Annotated in this window: 18 protein-coding genes; 12 read left to right on the forward strand and 6 right to left on the reverse strand. The window is 63.0% G+C overall.

Annotation, left to right across the window (positions count from 1 at the left end):
• Positions 1-69: 69 nt before the first annotated feature.
• From JWP26_RS16410 to JWP26_RS16420, 3 genes are read left to right on the forward strand one after another with little or no spacing between them, the layout of a single operon-like run.
• Entirely contained in the window at positions 70-1845 is a 1776-nt protein-coding gene (locus tag JWP26_RS16410) for a PAS domain-containing sensor histidine kinase (protein ID WP_299730072.1), read from the forward strand.
• Complete coding sequence (locus JWP26_RS16415; RefSeq protein ID WP_299730075.1) at positions 1842-3002, forward strand: peptidoglycan-binding protein; 1161 nt, start codon at positions 1842-1844, stop codon at positions 3000-3002. Before JWP26_RS16410 ends, JWP26_RS16415 begins: the two co-directional genes overlap by 4 nt.
• The gene (locus tag JWP26_RS16420) at positions 3002-3340 is read left to right on the forward strand and encodes a DUF1491 family protein (protein WP_299730078.1); all 339 of its coding nucleotides are present in this window, start codon (positions 3002-3004) and stop codon (positions 3338-3340) included. The genes JWP26_RS16415 and JWP26_RS16420 overlap by 1 nt, the downstream gene beginning before the upstream one ends.
• 132 nt (positions 3341-3472) lie before the next feature.
• Here JWP26_RS16420 and JWP26_RS16425 read toward each other — a convergent pair whose 3' ends face one another.
• On the reverse strand, positions 3473-4612 hold the full coding sequence (locus JWP26_RS16425) for a DUF2336 domain-containing protein (protein ID WP_299730081.1): 1140 nt from the start codon (positions 4610-4612) through the stop codon (positions 3473-3475).
• A gap of 287 nt (positions 4613-4899) precedes the next feature.
• Between JWP26_RS16425 and JWP26_RS16430 the strand changes: the two genes are divergently transcribed.
• Entirely contained in the window at positions 4900-5787 is an 888-nt protein-coding gene (locus JWP26_RS16430) for a hypothetical protein (RefSeq protein WP_299730084.1), read from the forward strand.
• Positions 5788-5790: 3 nt separating this feature from the next.
• On the opposite strand, the gene JWP26_RS16435 is transcribed toward JWP26_RS16430, so the two are convergent.
• The gene (locus tag JWP26_RS16435) at positions 5791-6357 is read right to left on the reverse strand and encodes an NADPH-dependent FMN reductase (protein WP_299730087.1); all 567 of its coding nucleotides are present in this window, start codon (positions 6355-6357) and stop codon (positions 5791-5793) included.
• A gap of 154 nt (positions 6358-6511) precedes the next feature.
• Here JWP26_RS16435 and JWP26_RS16440 point away from each other — a divergent pair, with 154 nt between their 5' ends.
• Both JWP26_RS16440 and JWP26_RS16445 read left to right on the forward strand, forming a co-directional pair.
• Entirely contained in the window at positions 6512-7825 is a 1314-nt protein-coding gene (locus JWP26_RS16440; RefSeq protein WP_299730089.1) for a hemolysin family protein, read from the forward strand.
• Between the two features lie 111 nt (positions 7826-7936).
• On the forward strand, positions 7937-8524 hold the full coding sequence (locus JWP26_RS16445; RefSeq protein WP_299730091.1) for a HupE/UreJ family protein: 588 nt from the start codon (positions 7937-7939) through the stop codon (positions 8522-8524).
• Here JWP26_RS16445 and JWP26_RS16450 read toward each other — a convergent pair.
• From JWP26_RS16450 to JWP26_RS16465, 4 genes are all read right to left on the reverse strand, one after another.
• Entirely contained in the window at positions 8521-9039 is a 519-nt protein-coding gene (locus JWP26_RS16450; RefSeq protein WP_299730093.1) for a GrpB family protein, read from the reverse strand. The genes JWP26_RS16445 and JWP26_RS16450 overlap by 4 nt on opposite strands.
• Positions 9040-9093: 54 nt before the next feature.
• The gene (locus JWP26_RS16455) at positions 9094-9657 is read right to left on the reverse strand and encodes a hypothetical protein (protein ID WP_299730095.1); all 564 of its coding nucleotides are present in this window, start codon (positions 9655-9657) and stop codon (positions 9094-9096) included.
• Complete coding sequence (locus JWP26_RS16460; RefSeq protein WP_299730097.1) at positions 9654-10229, reverse strand: DUF1214 domain-containing protein; 576 nt, start codon at positions 10227-10229, stop codon at positions 9654-9656. The genes JWP26_RS16455 and JWP26_RS16460 overlap by 4 nt, the downstream gene beginning before the upstream one ends.
• Before the next feature lie 146 nt (positions 10230-10375).
• Positions 10376-12538, reverse strand: a complete 2163-nt coding sequence (locus JWP26_RS16465) for a transglycosylase domain-containing protein (RefSeq protein ID WP_299730099.1) — start codon at positions 12536-12538, stop codon at positions 10376-10378.
• 133 nt (positions 12539-12671) lie between these two features.
• Between JWP26_RS16465 and JWP26_RS16470 the strand changes: the two genes are divergently transcribed.
• From JWP26_RS16470 to JWP26_RS16495, 6 genes are all read left to right on the forward strand, one after another.
• Positions 12672-13127 (forward strand): YcgN family cysteine cluster protein, encoded by a 456-nt coding sequence (locus JWP26_RS16470; protein ID WP_299730102.1) that lies wholly within the window; start codon positions 12672-12674, stop codon positions 13125-13127.
• A gap of 219 nt (positions 13128-13346) precedes the next feature.
• Positions 13347-14045 carry a diguanylate cyclase gene (locus JWP26_RS16475; RefSeq protein ID WP_299730105.1) on the forward strand — a complete coding sequence of 233 codons (699 nt, stop codon included), beginning with the start codon at positions 13347-13349 and terminating at the stop codon, positions 14043-14045.
• An 89-nt stretch (positions 14046-14134) separates the two neighbouring features.
• On the forward strand, positions 14135-15391 hold the full coding sequence (locus tag JWP26_RS16480) for an Hsp70 family protein (protein WP_299730108.1): 1257 nt from the start codon (positions 14135-14137) through the stop codon (positions 15389-15391).
• 323 nt (positions 15392-15714) lie between these two features.
• Positions 15715-16101 carry a DUF2147 domain-containing protein gene (locus JWP26_RS16485; protein WP_299730111.1) on the forward strand — a complete coding sequence of 129 codons (387 nt, stop codon included), beginning with the start codon at positions 15715-15717 and terminating at the stop codon, positions 16099-16101.
• A 197-nt stretch (positions 16102-16298) separates the two neighbouring features.
• Positions 16299-16757, forward strand: a complete 459-nt coding sequence (locus JWP26_RS16490) for a hypothetical protein (RefSeq protein WP_299730114.1) — start codon at positions 16299-16301, stop codon at positions 16755-16757.
• A complete protein-coding gene (locus JWP26_RS16495; RefSeq protein WP_299730117.1) occupies positions 16735-17994 on the forward strand; it encodes a terminase family protein in 1260 nt (419 codons plus the stop codon). The genes JWP26_RS16490 and JWP26_RS16495 overlap by 23 nt, the downstream gene beginning before the upstream one ends.
• Positions 17995-17996 lie beyond the last annotated feature (2 nt).

The raw sequence follows: 17996 nt of genomic DNA on the forward strand, positions 1-17996 counted from the left end.
CAGTACAAGGCGTCGTGGAAGTGAGTATTGTGTATGCGTAGCCTGTTCTCTTTCGGCGCGAGCAAAGAGATGAGCCTAGCCGTCGCCGGCTCCGGTCACCGACCGGAAATGCTGCGGCGCAAGACTCTAGCCACCAATGCGCGCCTCGGCATTATCGCCAGCGCGATCCTCATGCTGCCAGCTATCATCTGCCTGGTCATGGGCACGGCATTGCCATTCGTCATCGCGGCGATTGGGTTGGCCGCCGGCATGATCAGCCTTGCCATGCACCAGCGCGCCCAGTTTGAACAGGCCGTCGCGGCGCAAGTCTACGCCATCATGGCGATCGGGTTGATCCTGACCCTGGCCGACGGGCAATTGGCCGATGCGGGCCTCGCCGTCGCCGTTCTTGGACCCGTGCATGCCTCGCTGCTGGCGCGCAACGTCATGCGCCGCCAGAGCTGGGTGGCGCTCGCCGTCATCTGCCTGCTGGCTTTCATCACCTCGCGCTTCGGGCTGCCGGCAATCACTGTCGGCGTGGCCCCGCTGATGGCCACCTGCGTGCTGGCTTTCACCGTTTGCGCCGGCATCGTGGCTCATTCGGCCAACCGGATTGGCGCCGCTTATGAAGTTTACGACCGCTCGCAAGTGACCGCCTACCGGCACCTCATCGAGCATGTGCAGGACGCGGTTTTGCGGTTTTCCAGTAGCGGCGAAGTGCTGCTCGCTTCCAAGACGTCGGAGGCCCTGTTCGGCTGCCCGCGCTATGAACTGACAGGCTCCGGACTGGGCGAGCGGCTGCATGTGCTTGACCGCCCGAGCTACCTAACGGCATTCGCCGACGCCAACCAGGGCGGCAAGACGCGCATGATCGAAGTGCGGATGCGCCAGGATGATCCGCGGGCCAGCGCGCGCGTGCCCCATTTCATCTGGGTCGAGATCAACCTGTCGCCGGTGATCGATCCCGATTCGAACGACCAGCGGCACGAAGTTGTGGCGCTGTTTCGCGACGTGACCGAGCGCAAGGATACCGAAGCCGCCATGACGGAAGCGCGGCGCGTTGCCGAAGACGCTTCCAACGCCAAGTCGCATTTCCTGGCCACTATCGGGCATGAGCTGCGCACGCCGCTGAACGCGGTGGTGGGCTTTTCCGAAATGATGACCACGGGCATTGGTGGCGACTTGTCGCCGACGCATAAGGAATATGCCGGCCTCATCCACCAGAGCGGCAAGCATCTGCTCGAAGTCGTGCGCATGCTACTCGATATGTCCAAGATCGAGGCCGGCAAGTTCGAAGTGCAGACTGAGCCATTTGCCCCCGATACCATGGTCGAGACCTGCTTCAAGATGGTCGAGGGACTGGCGCGCGAGCGCAATATCAAGCTGGTCGCCGATATCGCCAACAACCTGCCGGCGCTGGTGGCTGATGAACGGGCCTGCCGCCAGGTGCTGCTGAACCTGCTGTCGAACGCCATCAAGTTCAGCCATGACGGCGGCACCGTGACCGTGACCATGAAGCGCCAGGGGCAGAGCCTGAATATCTCGGTGGCCGATAACGGCATCGGCATGGCGCCCGAATCGCTGCAGCGCGTCGGCGAGCCGTTCTTCCAGGCCAATGAGGGGCTGTCGCGCCGCTATGAAGGCACGGGGTTGGGCTTGTCCATCGTCAAGGGCCTGGTCGATCTGCACGAGGGCACCCTGCGGGCAATGTCCGAAATTGGGGCAGGGACAACCATGACAGTTTTACTTCCTATAAACGGTCCGGCAATAAAGACGGAGGACAGTGCAGTGGTAACGCCGCTGCATCGTGAGCCGGCCCCATTGCAAGCGACCCCATGGCAAAACGAAAAAAGAAAAGCGCAATGATGGATTTCACCCTCACGCGCCTGCCGCTGTTGGCTGGTGGCGCTGTCGCGGCCTCTCTGAGCCGCGCCGGCCTCTGGACATTCTCCCGCTATATGCGAGCCCCGCTGGCCTCGACCGCACTGTTGGCCATGGTGACGCTGACGGCGCTGGCCGGCAGCAATGCGTTGTACTTCCAGACCGCGCGTCATCCCGCGCCGTTGTTTGCCCCGGCCCCCGACGTGCCGGAGACGGCTGCTATCGAGCAGGTGCCCGAAGCGCCGGCTTTGCCACAACTGCGTCAGGCCGAAGTGCCACAGCCGATTTCCCAGGAAACTACCAGCAGCGTGGCGCCGCCTTCGCCGGTGGTGCCCGATGCCCCGGTCGGCAACACCCAGGTTTTCGAGCTGCAAAAGAAGCTGACCGAACTCAAACTGTTCGACGGCACCGTCGATGGCTTTTACGGACCGATGACGGCCCGGGCGATCCGGGCGTTCGAGGAACGTAACGGCATGACGCCGAGCGGCGCGATCTCGCCCGGCCTGGTCGACGCGATTCTGCGCGCCGATACCATGGGCATGGCGCCGCAACGCGTGCAGGTGGCCGACGTCGCGCCGCAGCCCGCGCCGGTACGCACCATCCGCGCTGCCAAGGTGCAATTGCCGCCGATGCCGTTGGCGCCAGTCAACGCCGTGCAGGCCCCGACGCCGGTGGAAGATGCGTTCGACACGGTGACCAGTTCGGCGGCGCAGACGATTGATTCGATCGTCGCAGCGGTCGATGGCAGCCGCGTCACGCCCGCGACGTCCGCATTGCGACCAACGGCGGCGCTCCCCTTGATGGCCGCTACGGCTCAGCCGATGCCGGCGCCTGTGCAGCATGTCGCTTCGTTGGAGCCGGTTGCTCCCCCGGCCGTTATCATACCGCAGCCAGAAGTCACTCAGCAGGCAGCAATTGCCCCTGCCGCGGTGGCGAGCCCAACCAGCAATGCGCAACTGATTGAACAGGTTCAGCGAGGGCTGGCGAGCTTGGGCTTCCTGCAGGGTGCCATCGATGGCAAGCCCGGCGAGGCTACCGCCAAGGCCATCCGCGCGTTCGAGATTTTCCACAACTACGCCCCCACCGGCGAAGTGAACCCCCAATTGGTGGGTCTGCTACGAGACGCCGGCGCCTCGATCTGATGAGCGCGCTGCGCAGCGACCTGTGGTGCGCAGCCTTTGTGCGGCGGCACAATGATCTGGGCCATATGTGTGTGGTCTCACGCCGCGGCGATCCGATTGCCGGCCAGGTCTGGATTGAGGTCGATCATCTCGACGGCACCGTAACGCTGTTCACGCCCGCGCCGATGGCAAGCCGCGGTGACGACACCGCCGGCCTGGTGTTCCAGCGCCGCTTTGCCCGTGTCGAACCCGGAAAAGTCCGCGAGCGCATCGCCCAGGAAGCCAAGTTCGACCCTGACTTCTGGGTGCTGAGCATCGATCTGCGCAGTGACGATGTCGGGATCGATGTGATCGCCTAGAAACCGTTCTACTTGTTGGTCATCTGCCGAAGCTCTCTGCGCTTCCGGTGCTCACGTACAAAACGTACGCTGCGCTCCGGTTCTCGAAAACTTCGGCATCTAACTCGTCAGGATGAATTTCAAAACGGTCTCTTAGCTTGCGCGCTTGACGCCGATGCGGGCCAGGGCCTCGATGGTCTGATTGATTACCGGGTTTTGCGATGCCGACAATGGCGTACGGCGGCTGCTTTCGGTGAACGGCTTGTATTCGGGCTTGGCCAGCTCGAGCAGGTTCACTTCTCCGCGCCACGCGCTCATCAGATAGGCCATGGCGTCAGGTTCGACGCTGCCGAACATGGTGGCGAAATCCGCAAGGGCGCGAGAACGCTCACTGTCATGCGCGGTGGCGTGGATCAGCACCTTGAGCCCATCATAGGCGCTGCACCCGAAGGCGCGCAGGATGACGAACAGCGAAGCGCCGGTGACGTCGTGGGCAATCTGGCCGCACCGAACTTCGTCGAGGCCGGTGATCTGGCTCAACAGCTTGGTGACTTCCGGGCGACGATTTTCGGAGAACAGCTTCATCAGCGCCTTGGTCAGGCCCTGGGTCGCCACGGTAATCTGCTCGATGGTCTTCTTGATCGGCGCGACGGGGGTCTGGCGATTGGCAAAGGCCTTGATGACCTTGATGCGATGATCGTCGGACAGGTCGAAGAAGGCGGGTGCAAGGAGCGCAGCGTCGAAATCGTCGCGGCCAGCCAGTGATTCGGCGACCATGTAGTCCATCTGGGCCGAGCGCGCCAGGGCGCTGAGATAGGCGCCCCGCGGCACGATGGCGGTGTTGGCGGCCAGGGCGCGGTATACCTTGCGCGAATTCATCTGGAACAGCTTGGCCAGCACCACATTGGTGAGGTCGGCGCGACGGGCCATGGTGGCCGCCGCTGCGATATCGTGGCGCGCGATGACGTCCAGCATGGTCGCTTCAGACAGAGCGGGAGCGGCATCCAGAAATCCGTTGAGATCTTCGCCGATGTGCTCGACCACCAGTGCTTCGAGCACGGGGGAGAGGGCTTCGGCACGGCCCAGGATGGCTGCGCCCTTGGCGCGGGCCTGCGGGCCGGCAATGGGAAACAGACGGGTGGCGAGGGCTTCGAACTGCTCAGCCTCGGGTGCCGTGGGCCGGCCGCGGCGCGCATAAGCGTCGCAAGCTGCGATCAGCAAAGTGTTGGTGCGGTCCACACCGCCGGTTTCGATCAGGAGTTGGAAGGTTTCGTAAGGTTGAAAACCAAGCATGTTTTGGGACCGTCGACTCAGAGAGCACCTCTATTAGGCGCATTTATACTCTTGCCGGCAATTCGTTAGCAGACTGTTAACCTTGACGATCTCTTAATGCACACAGCGCGTGGGGCGTCGCGCGTGGTCATTTTGATACATGTTGCTTCCGGTAGGGACGGAAGAACTGCATTTTTTGGAGGCAAGCTTGGGAAAGCTCGTCAAATTCGATAGTCGCCGCCGGCCCGCCAGCGGAGCTTTGCAGCCAGCAGGGAACGCCCAGATTCTTATTTTTACCGGAGTACGGTATGAGCGCGGTACGCCTGTGGCGCCGAACAATCGCATCGATCCGCCAAGACCAAAGCGCAAGCGTGTCTGAACGTCTCCGCCAGTTTTTCGGCGCCGCGGTCATCATTGGTGTCGCGGCGTTGGCTGCGGGCTGCGTTTCGCGCCCGGTGGGAGATTTCGGCCGGGCCGATCCCAGCTTCTCCCACGACGTGATGATGCCCACCATAGGCAACTCGCTGGCCAAGGGGCATCATGAGCCGGTTTCCAATTTCAATCAGACCGATCAGGAAAAGGAGATGCACAACCGCGTCTGGCGTTTCCTGGTCGCGCCGCATGCCAAGGACTGGTTCTACGATGTAGCCGTGGAGCTGCAGCGCACCAGAATCACCGGCGAGACCGACCTACGGTTTGCAATCGACCGTTATTACACCTGGCTGAAGCGAGCGGACTACGGATCGTCACGAACGCGCTATTCGACCGTTGGTCGCCATATCCAGGCCGATATCGATACGATACCGACGACCTTCATCTCGATCTGTCAGGTGCAGGAGGTCGATCGCCAACGCGGCGTTGCTGAGGACGGATTGAGCGGCCTGGAACCCGATGTCCGGCGCGACGTCGCTGCGCGGCGTGCCGAGAACGACATGCACATCAACTGGTTCGTGCGGGCCCTGGATTATCGCTATCAATCCTACGACTATGCACTGAACCATCTGCTGGTTGAAACGCCCCATGAGCAGTCTTTGGCGGTGGACGATGCGCTCGGGCAAATGAAGGTCTATCTCGATCGCGCCACTCGCGGCGATTTCTGCAGCGGGCAGGGGCTTATCATCGGTAGTCAGCAGGCGGAGATTCCGTCGCGCTACGGTTCGCGCAACTATGGCGTCGAGCACGTGGACCTGAAATAGGCGTCAGGCTGGATTGGCTCGGATGATGCCGATCCAGCGCTCGAACGCGGTCATGAACTTGGCCAGGAACGCCTCGGTGTCCTTGTTGTTAAGCGCGCCGGTCTCATCGAACAATTCGCCAGCCCCGCCGATATAGGCTTCTGGCTGTTGCATCGGCAGCAGGTTGAGGAAGACGAACGTCTGGCGCAGGTGGTGATTGGCGCCGAAGGCGCCCAGCTTGTAGGGCGTGATGCTGACGACGCCAGCAGGCAAGCCATCGAAAACGCTCTTGCCGGCTGGGCGCGAGCCGACGTCGAGCGCGTTCTTGAGGCCGCCGGGGATCGAGCGGTTATATTCCGGAGTGACGAACAGGATCGCGTCGGAACTGGCAATGTCGGCGCGAAAGCGCGTCCAGGTGGCTGGCGTGTGAGCCTCGAGATCCTCGTTATAGAGCGGCAGGTCACCAATTTCGACGATGCGGCAGTGCAGGCCGGTGGGCGCCTGCGCCATCAGCGCCTTAGCGGTCATGCGGCTCAACGAGGCAGCCCGCAGGCTGCCGACAATGATGGCGACGGAATAGGGCTCGCTCATGATGCTCTCCGATGCTGGGGCAGGAAGAATGTGTGGCGAACGGCATTCGTTCCGGTTCTGGCTCGTTCACCATGACGCCGCCAAGGCGGCCGTGTTAGGATGGCGTCCCCACAGTGGCGCAGCCGTTTGAGCGCCTTGGAACGGAACTGACATCATGACTCCGCTGGTCGGGCTGCTCATTATCATCGGCCTGATCGGCGTCAGCGTCGTCATTTCGCTGTCGGAAATTGCCTTCGCGGCGGCGCGCGAAGTGCGCATTCGCGCGCTGGCTGAGGCGGGGAACAAACAGGCCCAGCGCTTCGTGGCGTTGCGGGCTGATGCAGGGCGGGTAATCACCGCGCTGCAAATCTGCACCAACGCGATTTCTATCCTGGCCGGCGTCGTGGGCGACGGTTTCCTTGGGCCAATTTTCTCAGAAATCTTTGTTCGGCTGGGCGCTGGCGACATGGCCTCCAATGCCGGGGGCATCGTCGCGTTCTGCGTGGTCACGGCCCTCTTCGTATTGTTCGCCGACCTAGTCCCCAAGCGCATCGCCATGCTGATCCCCGAGGAAGTGGCGCTGTCGGTCGGCTGGTTTCCGCAATATGCGGTCATCGTGCTGCGCCCGCTGGTCTGGGTGTTCAGTGGCCTTTCCGACTGGATTATCGCCCGGCTCGACCTGCATCCGGCAGTGCCGCATGACCAAGTGACGACTGAGGATTTCCGCATGATCCTGGCGGGCGGCGAAGCCTCAGGCGCGCTGATGAAGAACGAGCATCGGCTAATCGAGAACGTGCTGGCGCTGGAACTGCGCAGCGTCACCTCGGTGATGACCATTCGCGACGATATCGTTTATCTCGACATGCGCGATCCGCCGGAAGTACAGCGCGAAAAAGTGCAGCGGCGGCCGTTTTCCTATTATCCGATCTGCGATGGCGGCATTGATGCGGTTATCGGCTGCGTACGGGCCGAGGACGTGCTGGCGACCTCGATCGAGCAGCCGGGACCGATCGATTTCGGCAAGGCGCGGCGCGATGTGCTCAGCGTGCCCGACAGCCTCAATATCTGGGAAGTGCTGGCCGAGTTTCAGGCGCAAAGCACCGGCTTTGCGCTGGTGGTCAGCGAATACGCGCTGGTCGTGGGGGCGGTGACGTTCAAGGACCTGATGGGCGCGCTGATGCAGGGGCTAGCCAATCCATTCGAGGAGGAGGCGATCCTCCGCCGCGACGATCTGAGCTGGCTGGTCGATGGCGTGGCGCCGCTGGTGGATGTTACCCGCGCGTTGGGCCTCAAGACGCTGCTTGAAGGACCCTATGAAACCATCGGCGGTTTCATCGTGCACCGGCTGCGCCGGGCGGCGCGTAAGGGCGATAAGGTCGAAGAGTCGGGTTTTGTGTTCGAGGTGGTCGATGCCGACCGCACCAGGCTCAACCAGTTGCTGGTGACCAAGGTCGCGGCCAAAGTGGCACCCAAGGTGACGGCCAAGTAATTTCCAGCGGCGGCGCGTTGCCAGAGGCAGGATTTGCTGGCAAGTTCGGCTTGCGAGTGTGGATTGGGCTGTAACATCGAAGTGGGCGTAATAGCCCGCTGAAGGAATGCTATGCGCGCTTTTCTCGTCCTGATTTTTCTCGCTCTTTTCCCCACCATGGCCTTTGCTCATCCCGATCCGCTACACGCGGTAGGCTTCGTGCATGGTTTCGAGCATCCCATGGGCGGCCTGGATCATATTCTGGCCATGGTCGCGGTCGGCGTCTTTGCCTTCGTGCTGGGCGGGCGCGCGCTGTGGCTGGTGCCGCTCAGCTTTATTGCCATGATGGTGGTTGGCTTCGCGCTGGGGATTAATGGCGTTAATCTTCCCTTCGTTGAGCTGGGGATCGCGCTCTCCAGCGTGGTTATCGGCGGGGCGGCCGCATTGAAGGCGCCGATCCCCGTTGCCGGAGCGATGGCGCTGGTCGGGACGTTCGCGGTGTTCCATGGCCACGCCCATGGGGCGGAAATGCCGGAAAGCGCGGGCGGGCTGCTCTATGCCTCGGGTTTCGTGGCGGCGACGGCGGCACTGCACGGTGCAGGCATTGGTGCGGCGCTGGGCATGAGCAAGCTCGTGGGTAGGCACGGGCAAATCATCGCCCGGATTGCTGGCGGCGCTTTTGCACTCGGCGGCGTCGGCGTATTGTTCGGCTGGCTTTAAGCCACTGCCGCGTCGATAAAATCCTGCTTCGCGTCCGTATAGGCGGCGCGGTTGTCGGCAAACTCCACCGCTAGACGGTCCTTGAGAGCCTCGTATTCCCGCGCCAGCGCGGGATCGGCCAGCAGCCGGTCCCGGAAGCGGATATTGCGGTGCCATTTGGCACCGTCATGGGCGACGACATGCAGCAAATGGGTGCGGGGCTGGCCCTTGCCGAACACATGGTTCGGCACTCCGGCATTGGCGACGTATTCGTAGCCGATATCAGCAAGGGCTGGGGCCAGCTGTGGGCCTTGATCAAAGTCCTCGATGCCGAGCATGACATCGAGGATGGGCTTAGCACGGATGGCGGGAATGGCCGTGCTGCCGAAATGCTGCACGTCCATGACTAGGGAACCGAGAGCGGCGCGGATGCGTGTGTCTTCTTCGGCGAAAGCCTGCTGCCAGTCGGGGTTGTGATCAACCAGGAGCACGATGCCCTTGCTCAGACCAAGGCCCCATTGGTTCTTCTCGTTCATGGCCAATCTCCTTAGGAGGAGTTTGCCCTCGGAGCGCGGTCGAAGGCAACAGGCTCAAGCCGGCGCTGGCGCCGGGGTCTTGATGCCGCATTTGACCTTGGCCAGATCGTCCTCAAACCGCTGGCGCATCGCCTGGTGGGGAGGGGCGAGGCGGACCAGCACGAAAATATCGTCGTCTACCGACTCAACCACCAGCAGGCCCTCGGCAATATCGAGCTGTTGCTGGGCCAGCAGCCGCGTCTGGTCGGCGTTGAAAATGCCCATTTCGAGTGTCTGCCCGATGCCGTCGCGATTGGTGGTCGAATAGGTGATGATGCCCTGCTTGTTGAACAGCGCCACCGACCAGAACGCATCGGGCATAAGGCCCGAAAGATAGGCCGGGCCGGCGTTGAGGTCGATCTGGCAGACGCCGTAGGCAACATCGGGGTCTAGTCCAAGCGGATTGGGTTCGCCGGGCACGACCTGGGGCAGGATCACCATCTTGTTTTGCGCATTGAGCCCGGCGATGCGCGTCCAGATGGTGTCTTCTGCCAACGCCGGCAGGGTCAGGATCACCACGAGGTGGATGATGCCGCCCAGCATGGCGCCGCCAAGCAGCCAGAGCAGGGTGCGAATCATGCGCAACCCTCGCGCTGGATCGACGGCATGGTCTCGCCGCCGGTGCCGAAGCCGGAAAAGACTGCGGTGTCGTAGAGTGTGAGCACCAGGCGGAAATTGCCGGTGCCGGTGAGTTCGAGCCAGTTCTGCGGCGCCAATTGCTTGCCGACATAAATCAGGATGGCGCCGTCATCGGTACGCGCGATGGCGTTCGAGCGCATTGCCGCATCCTCGCCGGGACGGGCGAGATTGACGCCGGCGGCATCGAGGGCCACCAAGGTCCAGAACGTCGCCAAGGGGGTCTTGCCTGCGATGCGATAGGTGCAGGCGAGCGATAAGGTGTCCCCCGCGCTATCTGTGGTGGCGGTGAATTGCAAGCCCTCGCTCAAGCCGAGTTGCAGGCCGGCGGTGCGGGTCAGGTGACCGCGCGTATAGGGATTGGGCGCCGCCGTGCCGACATCGGGCCATGCGATCCAGGGGCCGACCACGGCGGCGCCGAACAGGCGGCCATCGGTCAGTGCGTAATAGCTCAGCCCAAAGCCGACGCCGAGCGCTACCGTAACCAGCAACAGGAGGTGGATGACGAAACGCAAGGATCAGGCGTCGGAAGCGGGAGAAAGGGACATGGATGGCCTGGTCGCTGCAACTTTAGGTATTGGCTATAGCAATGGGCGGTCGTGGGCGGAAGCGGGATTTGAATTGCGTCAGGGTTGGGGCTGGTTTGGCCCCGACCCAACACTTAAAGCCCGTTCGTCTCCACCGGGATGGGCGTGCTGGCCTGGTCGGTGACCGGCTGGGTGGCGCGGAGCGTGCTGCGCAACATGTCGGCGACATCGACCAGCTTGCGGGCGGCGGCGGGTTTCAGGGTCGGCGGCCGTTCGGCGGGCGCGTCCTCGACCTGGCTGGGATCGGTTGCGGCGATGATCACCTTTTCCGGCACGAAATCGACGCCGAACACCGGCTTGATCTCGATATTGGTGTGGGCATAGGCCATGAACTTCTGCCAGGCGACGGCCGGCAGGTTGCCGCCGGTCAGGGTGCGGGTCGGATGGTAGTCGTCATTACCGAACCAGACCGCGGCGACATAATTGCCGGTGAAACCGCAGAACCAGGCATCGCGATAGGACGAGGTGGTGCCTGACTTTCCGACCGCTGGCACGCCCTCGATCCGGGCCTTGGTGCCGGTACCGCCGGTAACCACGCCACGCAGCATCTGGTTCATGCCCTTGACGGTGGTTTCGCTCAGGATGCGCTCGCGCGGCTCGTCCGGATGCGCCTCAAAGATCACGTCGCCGGTGAGGGAGGCGATGCGGTTGATGCCATAGGCTGGCGTCTTGTAGCCTTCGTCGGCGAGCACGGCATAGGACGATGCCATGTCGAGGACCGAAACGGAGGCCACGCCCAGCGCCAGCGAGCGGGTTATGGGATAGTCGGCGCGCAGGCCCATGCGGTGGCTCAGGGCGGCAATCGAGTCGCGGCCGGTCTTGATCGACAAGGTGACGGCGACTGTATTGAGCGATTGGGCCAGCGCGCTGGCCAGTGTTATCGAGCCCTTGTAGTTTCGGCCGTAATTCTGCGGGCACCAGTCGCCGATGCACACTGGGCGATCGGTGATCAGGTCCTGGGGTGTCAGCCCCAATTGTTCTAGTGCCTCGGCATAAACGAAAATCTTGTACGACGAGCCGGGCTGGCGATTGGAGACGATGGCGCGATTGAACTGGGATTTGCCGTAGTCCACCCCGCCCACCATGGCGCGCACCGCGCCCTTGGTGTCGGTGACGACCATGGCGGCCTGTTCGACATCATACTGCGCACCGCTGTCGCGGACGGTGGAGGTGACGGCGTCCTCGGCGTACTTCTGAAGGGTCGTGTCGATGGTGGTGCGGACCACGAAATTGTTGGAGGTGTGGTGCGACGCCTCAATAATGGTCTTGGCCTCTTCAAAGGCCCAATCGAGGAAATAATTCGGCGAATTGACATCGGCGGTACGGTCGACCGGTGACGCTGGGTGGCGGCGAGCGGCGGTGACCTGGCCCTCGGTGAGGAAGCCGGCGGCCACCATATTGGTCAGCACCAGATTGGCGCGGGCGCGGGCAGCGGCTAGGTCGACATGGGGTGCATATTTGGTGGGGGCCTTGAACAGGCCAGACAGCATGGCGGCTTCGGCGAGGCTGATGTCCTGCACCTTCTTGCCGAAATAAAAATCCGAGGCAGCGACGACGCCGAAATTGCCGCCGCCCATATAGGCGTGATCGAAATAGAGCTTGAGAATCTGGTCCTTGGAATAGTGCCATTCGAGCCAGACGGCGAGGAAGGCCTCGATCACCTTGCGCTCGATGGTCCGCTCGGAGGACAGGAACAGGTTCTTGGCCAATTGCTGGGTGATCGAGGAGCCGCCCTGCGTGCCGCTATCGCCCGAGGCATTGCTGGCGATGGCGCGCAGCGTGCCGACGACGTCGATGCCGAAATGCTCGTAAAAGCGCCGGTCTTCGGTCGCGAGAGTGGCCTTGATCAGGTAGTCGGGCATGTCGGCCAGCGCCACGCTATCGTCCGAGCGGATGCCGCGGCGGCCGATTTCGTTGCCGTAGCGATCTTGGAAGACGACGGAATAGTCTTCGGCCTTGTTGAATTCGCCGGTGGCGGTGGCGTCAAAGGCCGGCAATGCCAGGGCGGTCATCAGCACCGCGCCGATGGCGCCGAAGGTGAACGCGTCCGACAGCAGTTCGACGAATAGCCGCGTGATGCCGCGAACGCGGAAGACGGACATGATGTCCTGGAACTTGGTCCAGCCGCGACCGGCCGACTGGCCCATGTCGTAGAGCGACGAATCCAGCCACGCGTCTGCAGCCAGCATGCTGGATTTCTTGACGCGCTTTTCTTTGGTATAGAAGGGATCCTGCACGTCGATCCTCGGCTGGAAGGGTCACGGACCTTTGTCCGCTTTGTCCCCATAGGCAACACAATCGCTGGAATATGATTGCCCTTGGCGACGCACAAGAGCAAACCGGCAACAACATAAACTGGCTCAGGTTAAAATGGCCTTCTGGGAAGAAAAATCGCTATCCGAGATGACCCCGACCGAATGGGAGTCGCTCTGCGACGGCTGCGGTCGCTGCTGCCTGATCAAACTGGAGGATGAGGACAGCGGGCTGCTGATCACCTCCGACGTGCGCTGCCAGTTGCTGGACGGCGATACCTGCGCCTGCACCGACTATCCGGGCCGCCAGAAGAAGGTGCCCGACTGCATCAAGCTTGATCCCGAGAACGTCGTCTCGATCAAGTGGATCCCCACCACCTGCGCCTATCGCCGCATTGCCGAAGGCAAGGGGCTGGCGTGGTGGCATCCGCTGGTCTCGGGCGATCCGCAGACGGTGATCGATGTCGGCGTCTCGGTGAAGGGGCGCACGTTCCTCGAAACCGATGTCGATCCCGACACCTGGGAAGAGCACGCGGTCGACTGGCCGGAATGGGAACCGCCCGAGAGCCTCTAGGTTGTGTGGCCAGTTGGTGAGGCCGGGCTGCAAATGGCAGTTTTCTGCGCTTCCGGTGCTCACGTACCCGAACGTACGCTGCGCTCCGGTTCTCGAAAACCACCATTTCGCTCCGGCCTGACTAACTGTCCACGCAACCTCGGGGCAGTGCTTACCGGTGCGATAACCGGCGGTTAACCCCCGTTGTAAACTGACTGTTAACCATGATGTGGCCAGATCATGGCACGCGCAGCGTATGGCGAGCCCAGAACAGGCATCAACATGACCGATACCGTGACGATGAAGGTAACTGCCGATCCGTTCTGGACCCGGGTCCGCATGGCATTGGGCGCCACGCGCCCGTCACCACAGGAGCGGTTGCCCGCTTACGGCAAGGCCGCGATGGCGCGTTCGATCGGCATGAAGCCGCGACTCGGCGCCCGGCTCGAGGAAGAGCTGGTGATGGCCTGGATGCGCTCGGCCGAACGCAAGGTGTCGTTGAGCCTGCTGGTCATCGAACTGGACCGCTTCAAGGAATATTGCACCGCCTATGGCAAACTCGAAACCGAGGATTGCCTGATGTCGGTGCGCGACGCGATCCGAGCGGTGCTGCCGCGCGAGGGCGATAGCGTGCTGCGGTTGGGGCAGGCCTCGTTCGTCGTGGTGCTGCCCGATTTTCCGGTGCTGATGGCGCGGGCCACGGCGCAGAAGATTGCCAGCGCAGTGCGTGATCTGGGCCTGGCGCACAAGGAAAGCCATGCCGGCATCGTGACGACCGGCATTGGCCTGGCCGTCGGCAATCCGCGCGGCAATTATGATCGCAAATTCTTCGAGACGGCAGCCGAGGCGCTGATCAAGGCGCAGAAGCGTGGGCTCAACAGGATTGAAGCTGTCGATCTTAGGCCCGCACAAGAGCGTAAGCGCAAAGCAGTATCCTAAGCGGAGGGGTTCCCTCCGCGCGCGTCTGCCTCTAAGAAGCCCGTTTTTCTGCCGCCCGGCGCGCGGCGCAATCGACGGAAATCCTCATCATGGCCACCGCTTGCGGGCTCGACTTCGGCACGTCCAATTCGACCATGGGCATTGCGACCCGCAATGGCGGACCGCGCCTGCTGGCGCTTGAGGACGGCAAGCCGACCATTCCGAGCGTGCTGTTTTTCGGTTTCGAGGATGACACCATCCATTTCGGCCGCGCCGGCGTCGCCGAATATGTGACCGGTGCCGAGGGACGGCTGATGCGCTCGCTCAAGAGCGTGCTGGGCACGTCGCTGATCGGCGACAGCACGCGGGTAAAGGCGCGCAGTTACGGCTTCGTCGAAATTCTGGGGATTTTCATCGCCGAGCTGAAGCAGCGCGCCGAAGCTGAACTGGGCGGGCCGGTGGACAGCGTGGTGCTAGGGCGGCCGGTGCATTTCGTGGATGACGATGCCGTGGCCGATGCCGAAGCGCAGAAGCAGCTGGAAGGCGCAGTGCGGGCGCAGGGTTTCAAGCATATCGAATTTCAGTTCGAGCCGATTGCGGCGGCGCTCGACTATGAGCGGCAGGTGAGCGACGAGCAATTGGCGCTGATCGTCGATCTGGGCGGCGGTACCTCGGATTTTACGGTGATCCGCGTTTCGCCGGAGCGCTCCAAAAAGCCGCAGCGCGCCGACGATATCCTGGCGACGGCCGGCGTGCATGTCGGCGGCACCGATTTCGACCGGTTGCTGTCGGTGGCCAAGGTGATGCCCGAACTGGGTCTGGGCAGCGAGACACGGGACGGCAAGCGCTATCTGCCGGTGGCGCCGTATCATGAATTTGCCACCTGGCATCGGATCAACCGGCTCTATCACGCCAAGCCCCTGCGCGACCTGATCGGGACACGGAACGAGGCGCGGCGGCCGGACCTGGTGAGCCAGTTCATCGCGCTGGTCGAGGATCGGCAGGGGCATCGGCTGGCGGGGGCGGTGGAAGAGGCCAAGATCGCGCTGTCGGATGCGACGGAACATCGGTTTCACTTCGAGAGCCGTGGGGCCAAGATCGATACGGTGATGGGCAATGCCGACCTGGCGCGGGCGCTGGACAATTCGGTGGAGCGGATCGCCGCGACGATCGACGAGACACTGGCGCGGGCAGGGGTCGGCGCTAAGGCGATCGATAGCCTGATCCTGACGGGGGGATCGACGCTGGTGCCGGTGATCGTGGCACGGCTGCGGGCCATGTTTCCGGATGCGGCGCTGGTGCGCACGGATGTGTTGGGGAGCGTGGGCTTAGGGCTGGCGATGGAAGCCTCAAGAAGATTTGGCTAGATCGATATCCGGGGGGCCGTCATTGCCCGGGTGTCCGGGCGATCCAGCTTTCTGCGGGTGTGGGACAATGGATCACCGGGACAAGCCCGGTGATGACGGTGGGAAGGGACGGGGCTTCAACTGACAGCCGGTGCTCCGTGCAGACGTATTTCGCCTGCTGCCAGCACGGCAAGTTTCGGCGCGGCGCCCGGGGCCATGGTTAGCACCTCGTTCACCAAAACGATCGTATTTGCCGGACCCAATCACACATCAGCCTGAATTCGGCGTCACCGAGCGCGGCAACGCGATCTGGCGGGCATGGCCCCGAGCCTCAAGGAAGACACATGACATTTTTGAAGGCCGCCGCCGCGCTGCTGCTCGCCCTCGGCCTGGTTGCGCCCGTCGCGGCGCAGGTTTTGAGCCCGGTTGGGACCTGGCAGACCACGACCGGGGAGTCGCGCTATAAGGTGAGCCTTTGCGGCGACGGAACCCAACTCTGCGCCAAGCTGACCTGGCTGCGCGCCGATGCGCGGACGCCGGAAAACCTGGCGCTGCTGAACAAGCCGGTGGTGCAGAACGCCAAATCGATCGACGAGAACAAGTGGCGCGGCATGGTGAAGTATGACGGCCATGAGGTTTTGGGCTCGGTGACGCTGGTCAATGCCAACGAGATGAAGCTGTCTGGGTGTCAATTGGTGGCGTGCAAGCAGGTGGACTTCGTACGGTTGTAGGCTTGGGTTTTTGCCGAGGGTTGGGCCCCGTTCTGCGTATGCAGGGCGGGGCTTTTTGTTGGCCTGGAGCCATGCCCTGGTGGTTCGAGGCTCGTGAAGAACTCGCACCTCACCATGAGGACTACTGGGGAAACGTGCGCTGCGATCGCACACAAACTTATGCAACAAATCCCCGCGTGACGGTGGCGTGTTAGCTTTTGGGCATGATCGAGAAATTGGGTCAGGCGGCGATGATGCAGGACGGCGACGAGAACATCGGCCCGCGCAGCTGGCCGCATGTCCGCGAAGCTTATGAAAGCGGCGAGGGCACTATCGAAGACGTCTGCGAGCGTTTCGGAGTGACCAAGGGGGCGTTGGAATATCGCCGCCGGCGCGACGACTGGCTGATGCGATCGGAACGCGATCCGAGCGCCCGCTCGCTGCTGCTGGGGCGCATGTTCAAGGTGTTGGATCAACACATAACCAGACTGGAGAATTTGTCGATGGACGAACAAGACGGCAAGGAGGTCGGCCTGCTGAGCGTGGCTGTTCGTACCTTCGAGAAGCTGGACGAGCTCAATCGCGGTGAGCCGGGCAATGTGCCCAAGCAGAAGAAGGACATGCGCGATCTGCGCGACAAGCTGGCCCGGCGCCTTGACCAGCTCAAGCAGCGCTGAGTCAGTCGCCGAAGTCGCAGCGCTGACCGACGAACAGGCCGAGGCGAAGTATTACGGCTGGGCTGAAGTCTGGGCGCGGGCCGATCAACTTGCGCCGGACGGCGACTGGACGACCTGGCTCATGCTGGGCGGGCGCGGATCGGGCAAGACCAGGGCCGGTGCTGAATGGGTGCGCTCCCTGGCGGCGGCGAAAGTGACGCCGATCGCGCTGGTGGGAGAAACCATGACCGAAGCCATCGCCGTGATGATCCGGGGTGAGAGCGGGCTGCTGAATGTTCACCCTGACGAGGAGCGGCCGGTGCTGAAGGGCACCAGCCTGATCTGGCCCAACGGGGTGGAGGCCGTGGTGATGTCGGCGTCCGATCCGGACCGGTTCCGAGGGCCGCAATTCGCGGCTGCCTGGTGCGATGAGGTGGCGAAATGGCCTGATGCGGAAGCGGCGTGGGACATGTTGCAGTTCGGATTGCGGCTGGGCGACAAGCCGAGGCAACTGGCGACGACGACACCAAAGCCGACGCGATTGTTGAAGCGGCTATTGGCCGATCCTTTGACCACGGTGACGCGGGCGAAGACTTCGGATAACCGAGCGCATCTGGCGCCGAGTTTCCTCGACACGGTAGTGGGCCGTTATCGCGGCTCGGTGCTGGGGCGGCAGGAACTTGATGGCGAAATGATCGAGGACATGCCCGATGCCCTGTGGCAGCGAGGGATGTTCGTGCCGGTGGGGCCGGTCGTGCCCGAGCGGATTGTGGTGGCGGTCGATCCGCCGGTGACGGGCAATGAGCGCTCCGACGCCTGCGGGATCATCGTGGCTGGCCGGGTGGGCGAGGGCGCCGTGGTGCTGGAGGATCGCACGCTGAAGCCGGCGGCGCCGCTGGCCTGGGCCAGGCGGGCGGTGGCGGCGTTTCATGCCCATGGTGCCGACGCCATTGTGGTCGAGGTCAACCAGGGCGGAGATCTGGTCAAGTCGGTGATCTCGCAGGTCGATCCAAACGTGCCGGTGCGCGCCGTGCGGGCGACGCGGGGCAAGTGGCTGCGGGCGGAGCCGGTGGCGGCGCTGTATGGGCGGGGCCTGGTGCGGCACGTGGCGGGGCTGAGCGAGCTTGAGGACGAAATGTGCGCGTTCGGCAATGACGGGCGCAGCGATGGGCATTCGCCGGACCGGGTGGATGCGCTGGTGTGGGCGATCACCGAATTGCTGCTGGATGATGTGAGCCCGCGCATGCGCCGGGTTTAGCA

This window comes from Devosia sp. (assembly GCF_028290435.1).
Classification (GTDB): domain Bacteria; phylum Pseudomonadota; class Alphaproteobacteria; order Rhizobiales; family Devosiaceae; genus Devosia.

Bases quoted from the DNA above. Each gene is read 5' to 3' on its own strand.
- JWP26_RS16410 (WP_299730072.1), top strand. From the start codon at position 70: ATGAGCCTAGCCGTCGCCGGCTCCGGTCACCGACCGGAAATGCTGCGG.
- JWP26_RS16415 (WP_299730075.1), top strand. From the start codon at position 1,842: ATGATGGATTTCACCCTCACGCGCCTGCCGCTGTTGGCTGGTGGCGCT.
- JWP26_RS16420 (WP_299730078.1), top strand. From the start codon at position 3,002: ATGAGCGCGCTGCGCAGCGACCTGTGGTGCGCAGCCTTTGTGCGGCGG.
- JWP26_RS16425 (WP_299730081.1), bottom strand. From the start codon at position 4,612: ATGCTTGGTTTTCAACCTTACGAAACCTTCCAACTCCTGATCGAAACC.
- JWP26_RS16430 (WP_299730084.1), top strand. From the start codon at position 4,900: ATGAGCGCGGTACGCCTGTGGCGCCGAACAATCGCATCGATCCGCCAA.
- JWP26_RS16435 (WP_299730087.1), bottom strand. From the start codon at position 6,357: ATGAGCGAGCCCTATTCCGTCGCCATCATTGTCGGCAGCCTGCGGGCT.
- JWP26_RS16440 (WP_299730089.1), top strand. From the start codon at position 6,512: ATGACTCCGCTGGTCGGGCTGCTCATTATCATCGGCCTGATCGGCGTC.
- JWP26_RS16445 (WP_299730091.1), top strand. From the start codon at position 7,937: ATGCGCGCTTTTCTCGTCCTGATTTTTCTCGCTCTTTTCCCCACCATG.
- JWP26_RS16450 (WP_299730093.1), bottom strand. From the start codon at position 9,039: ATGAACGAGAAGAACCAATGGGGCCTTGGTCTGAGCAAGGGCATCGTG.
- JWP26_RS16455 (WP_299730095.1), bottom strand. From the start codon at position 9,657: ATGATTCGCACCCTGCTCTGGCTGCTTGGCGGCGCCATGCTGGGCGGC.
- JWP26_RS16470 (WP_299730102.1), top strand. From the start codon at position 12,672: ATGGCCTTCTGGGAAGAAAAATCGCTATCCGAGATGACCCCGACCGAA.
- JWP26_RS16475 (WP_299730105.1), top strand. From the start codon at position 13,347: ATGGCACGCGCAGCGTATGGCGAGCCCAGAACAGGCATCAACATGACC.
- JWP26_RS16480 (WP_299730108.1), top strand. From the start codon at position 14,135: ATGGCCACCGCTTGCGGGCTCGACTTCGGCACGTCCAATTCGACCATG.
- JWP26_RS16485 (WP_299730111.1), top strand. From the start codon at position 15,715: ATGACATTTTTGAAGGCCGCCGCCGCGCTGCTGCTCGCCCTCGGCCTG.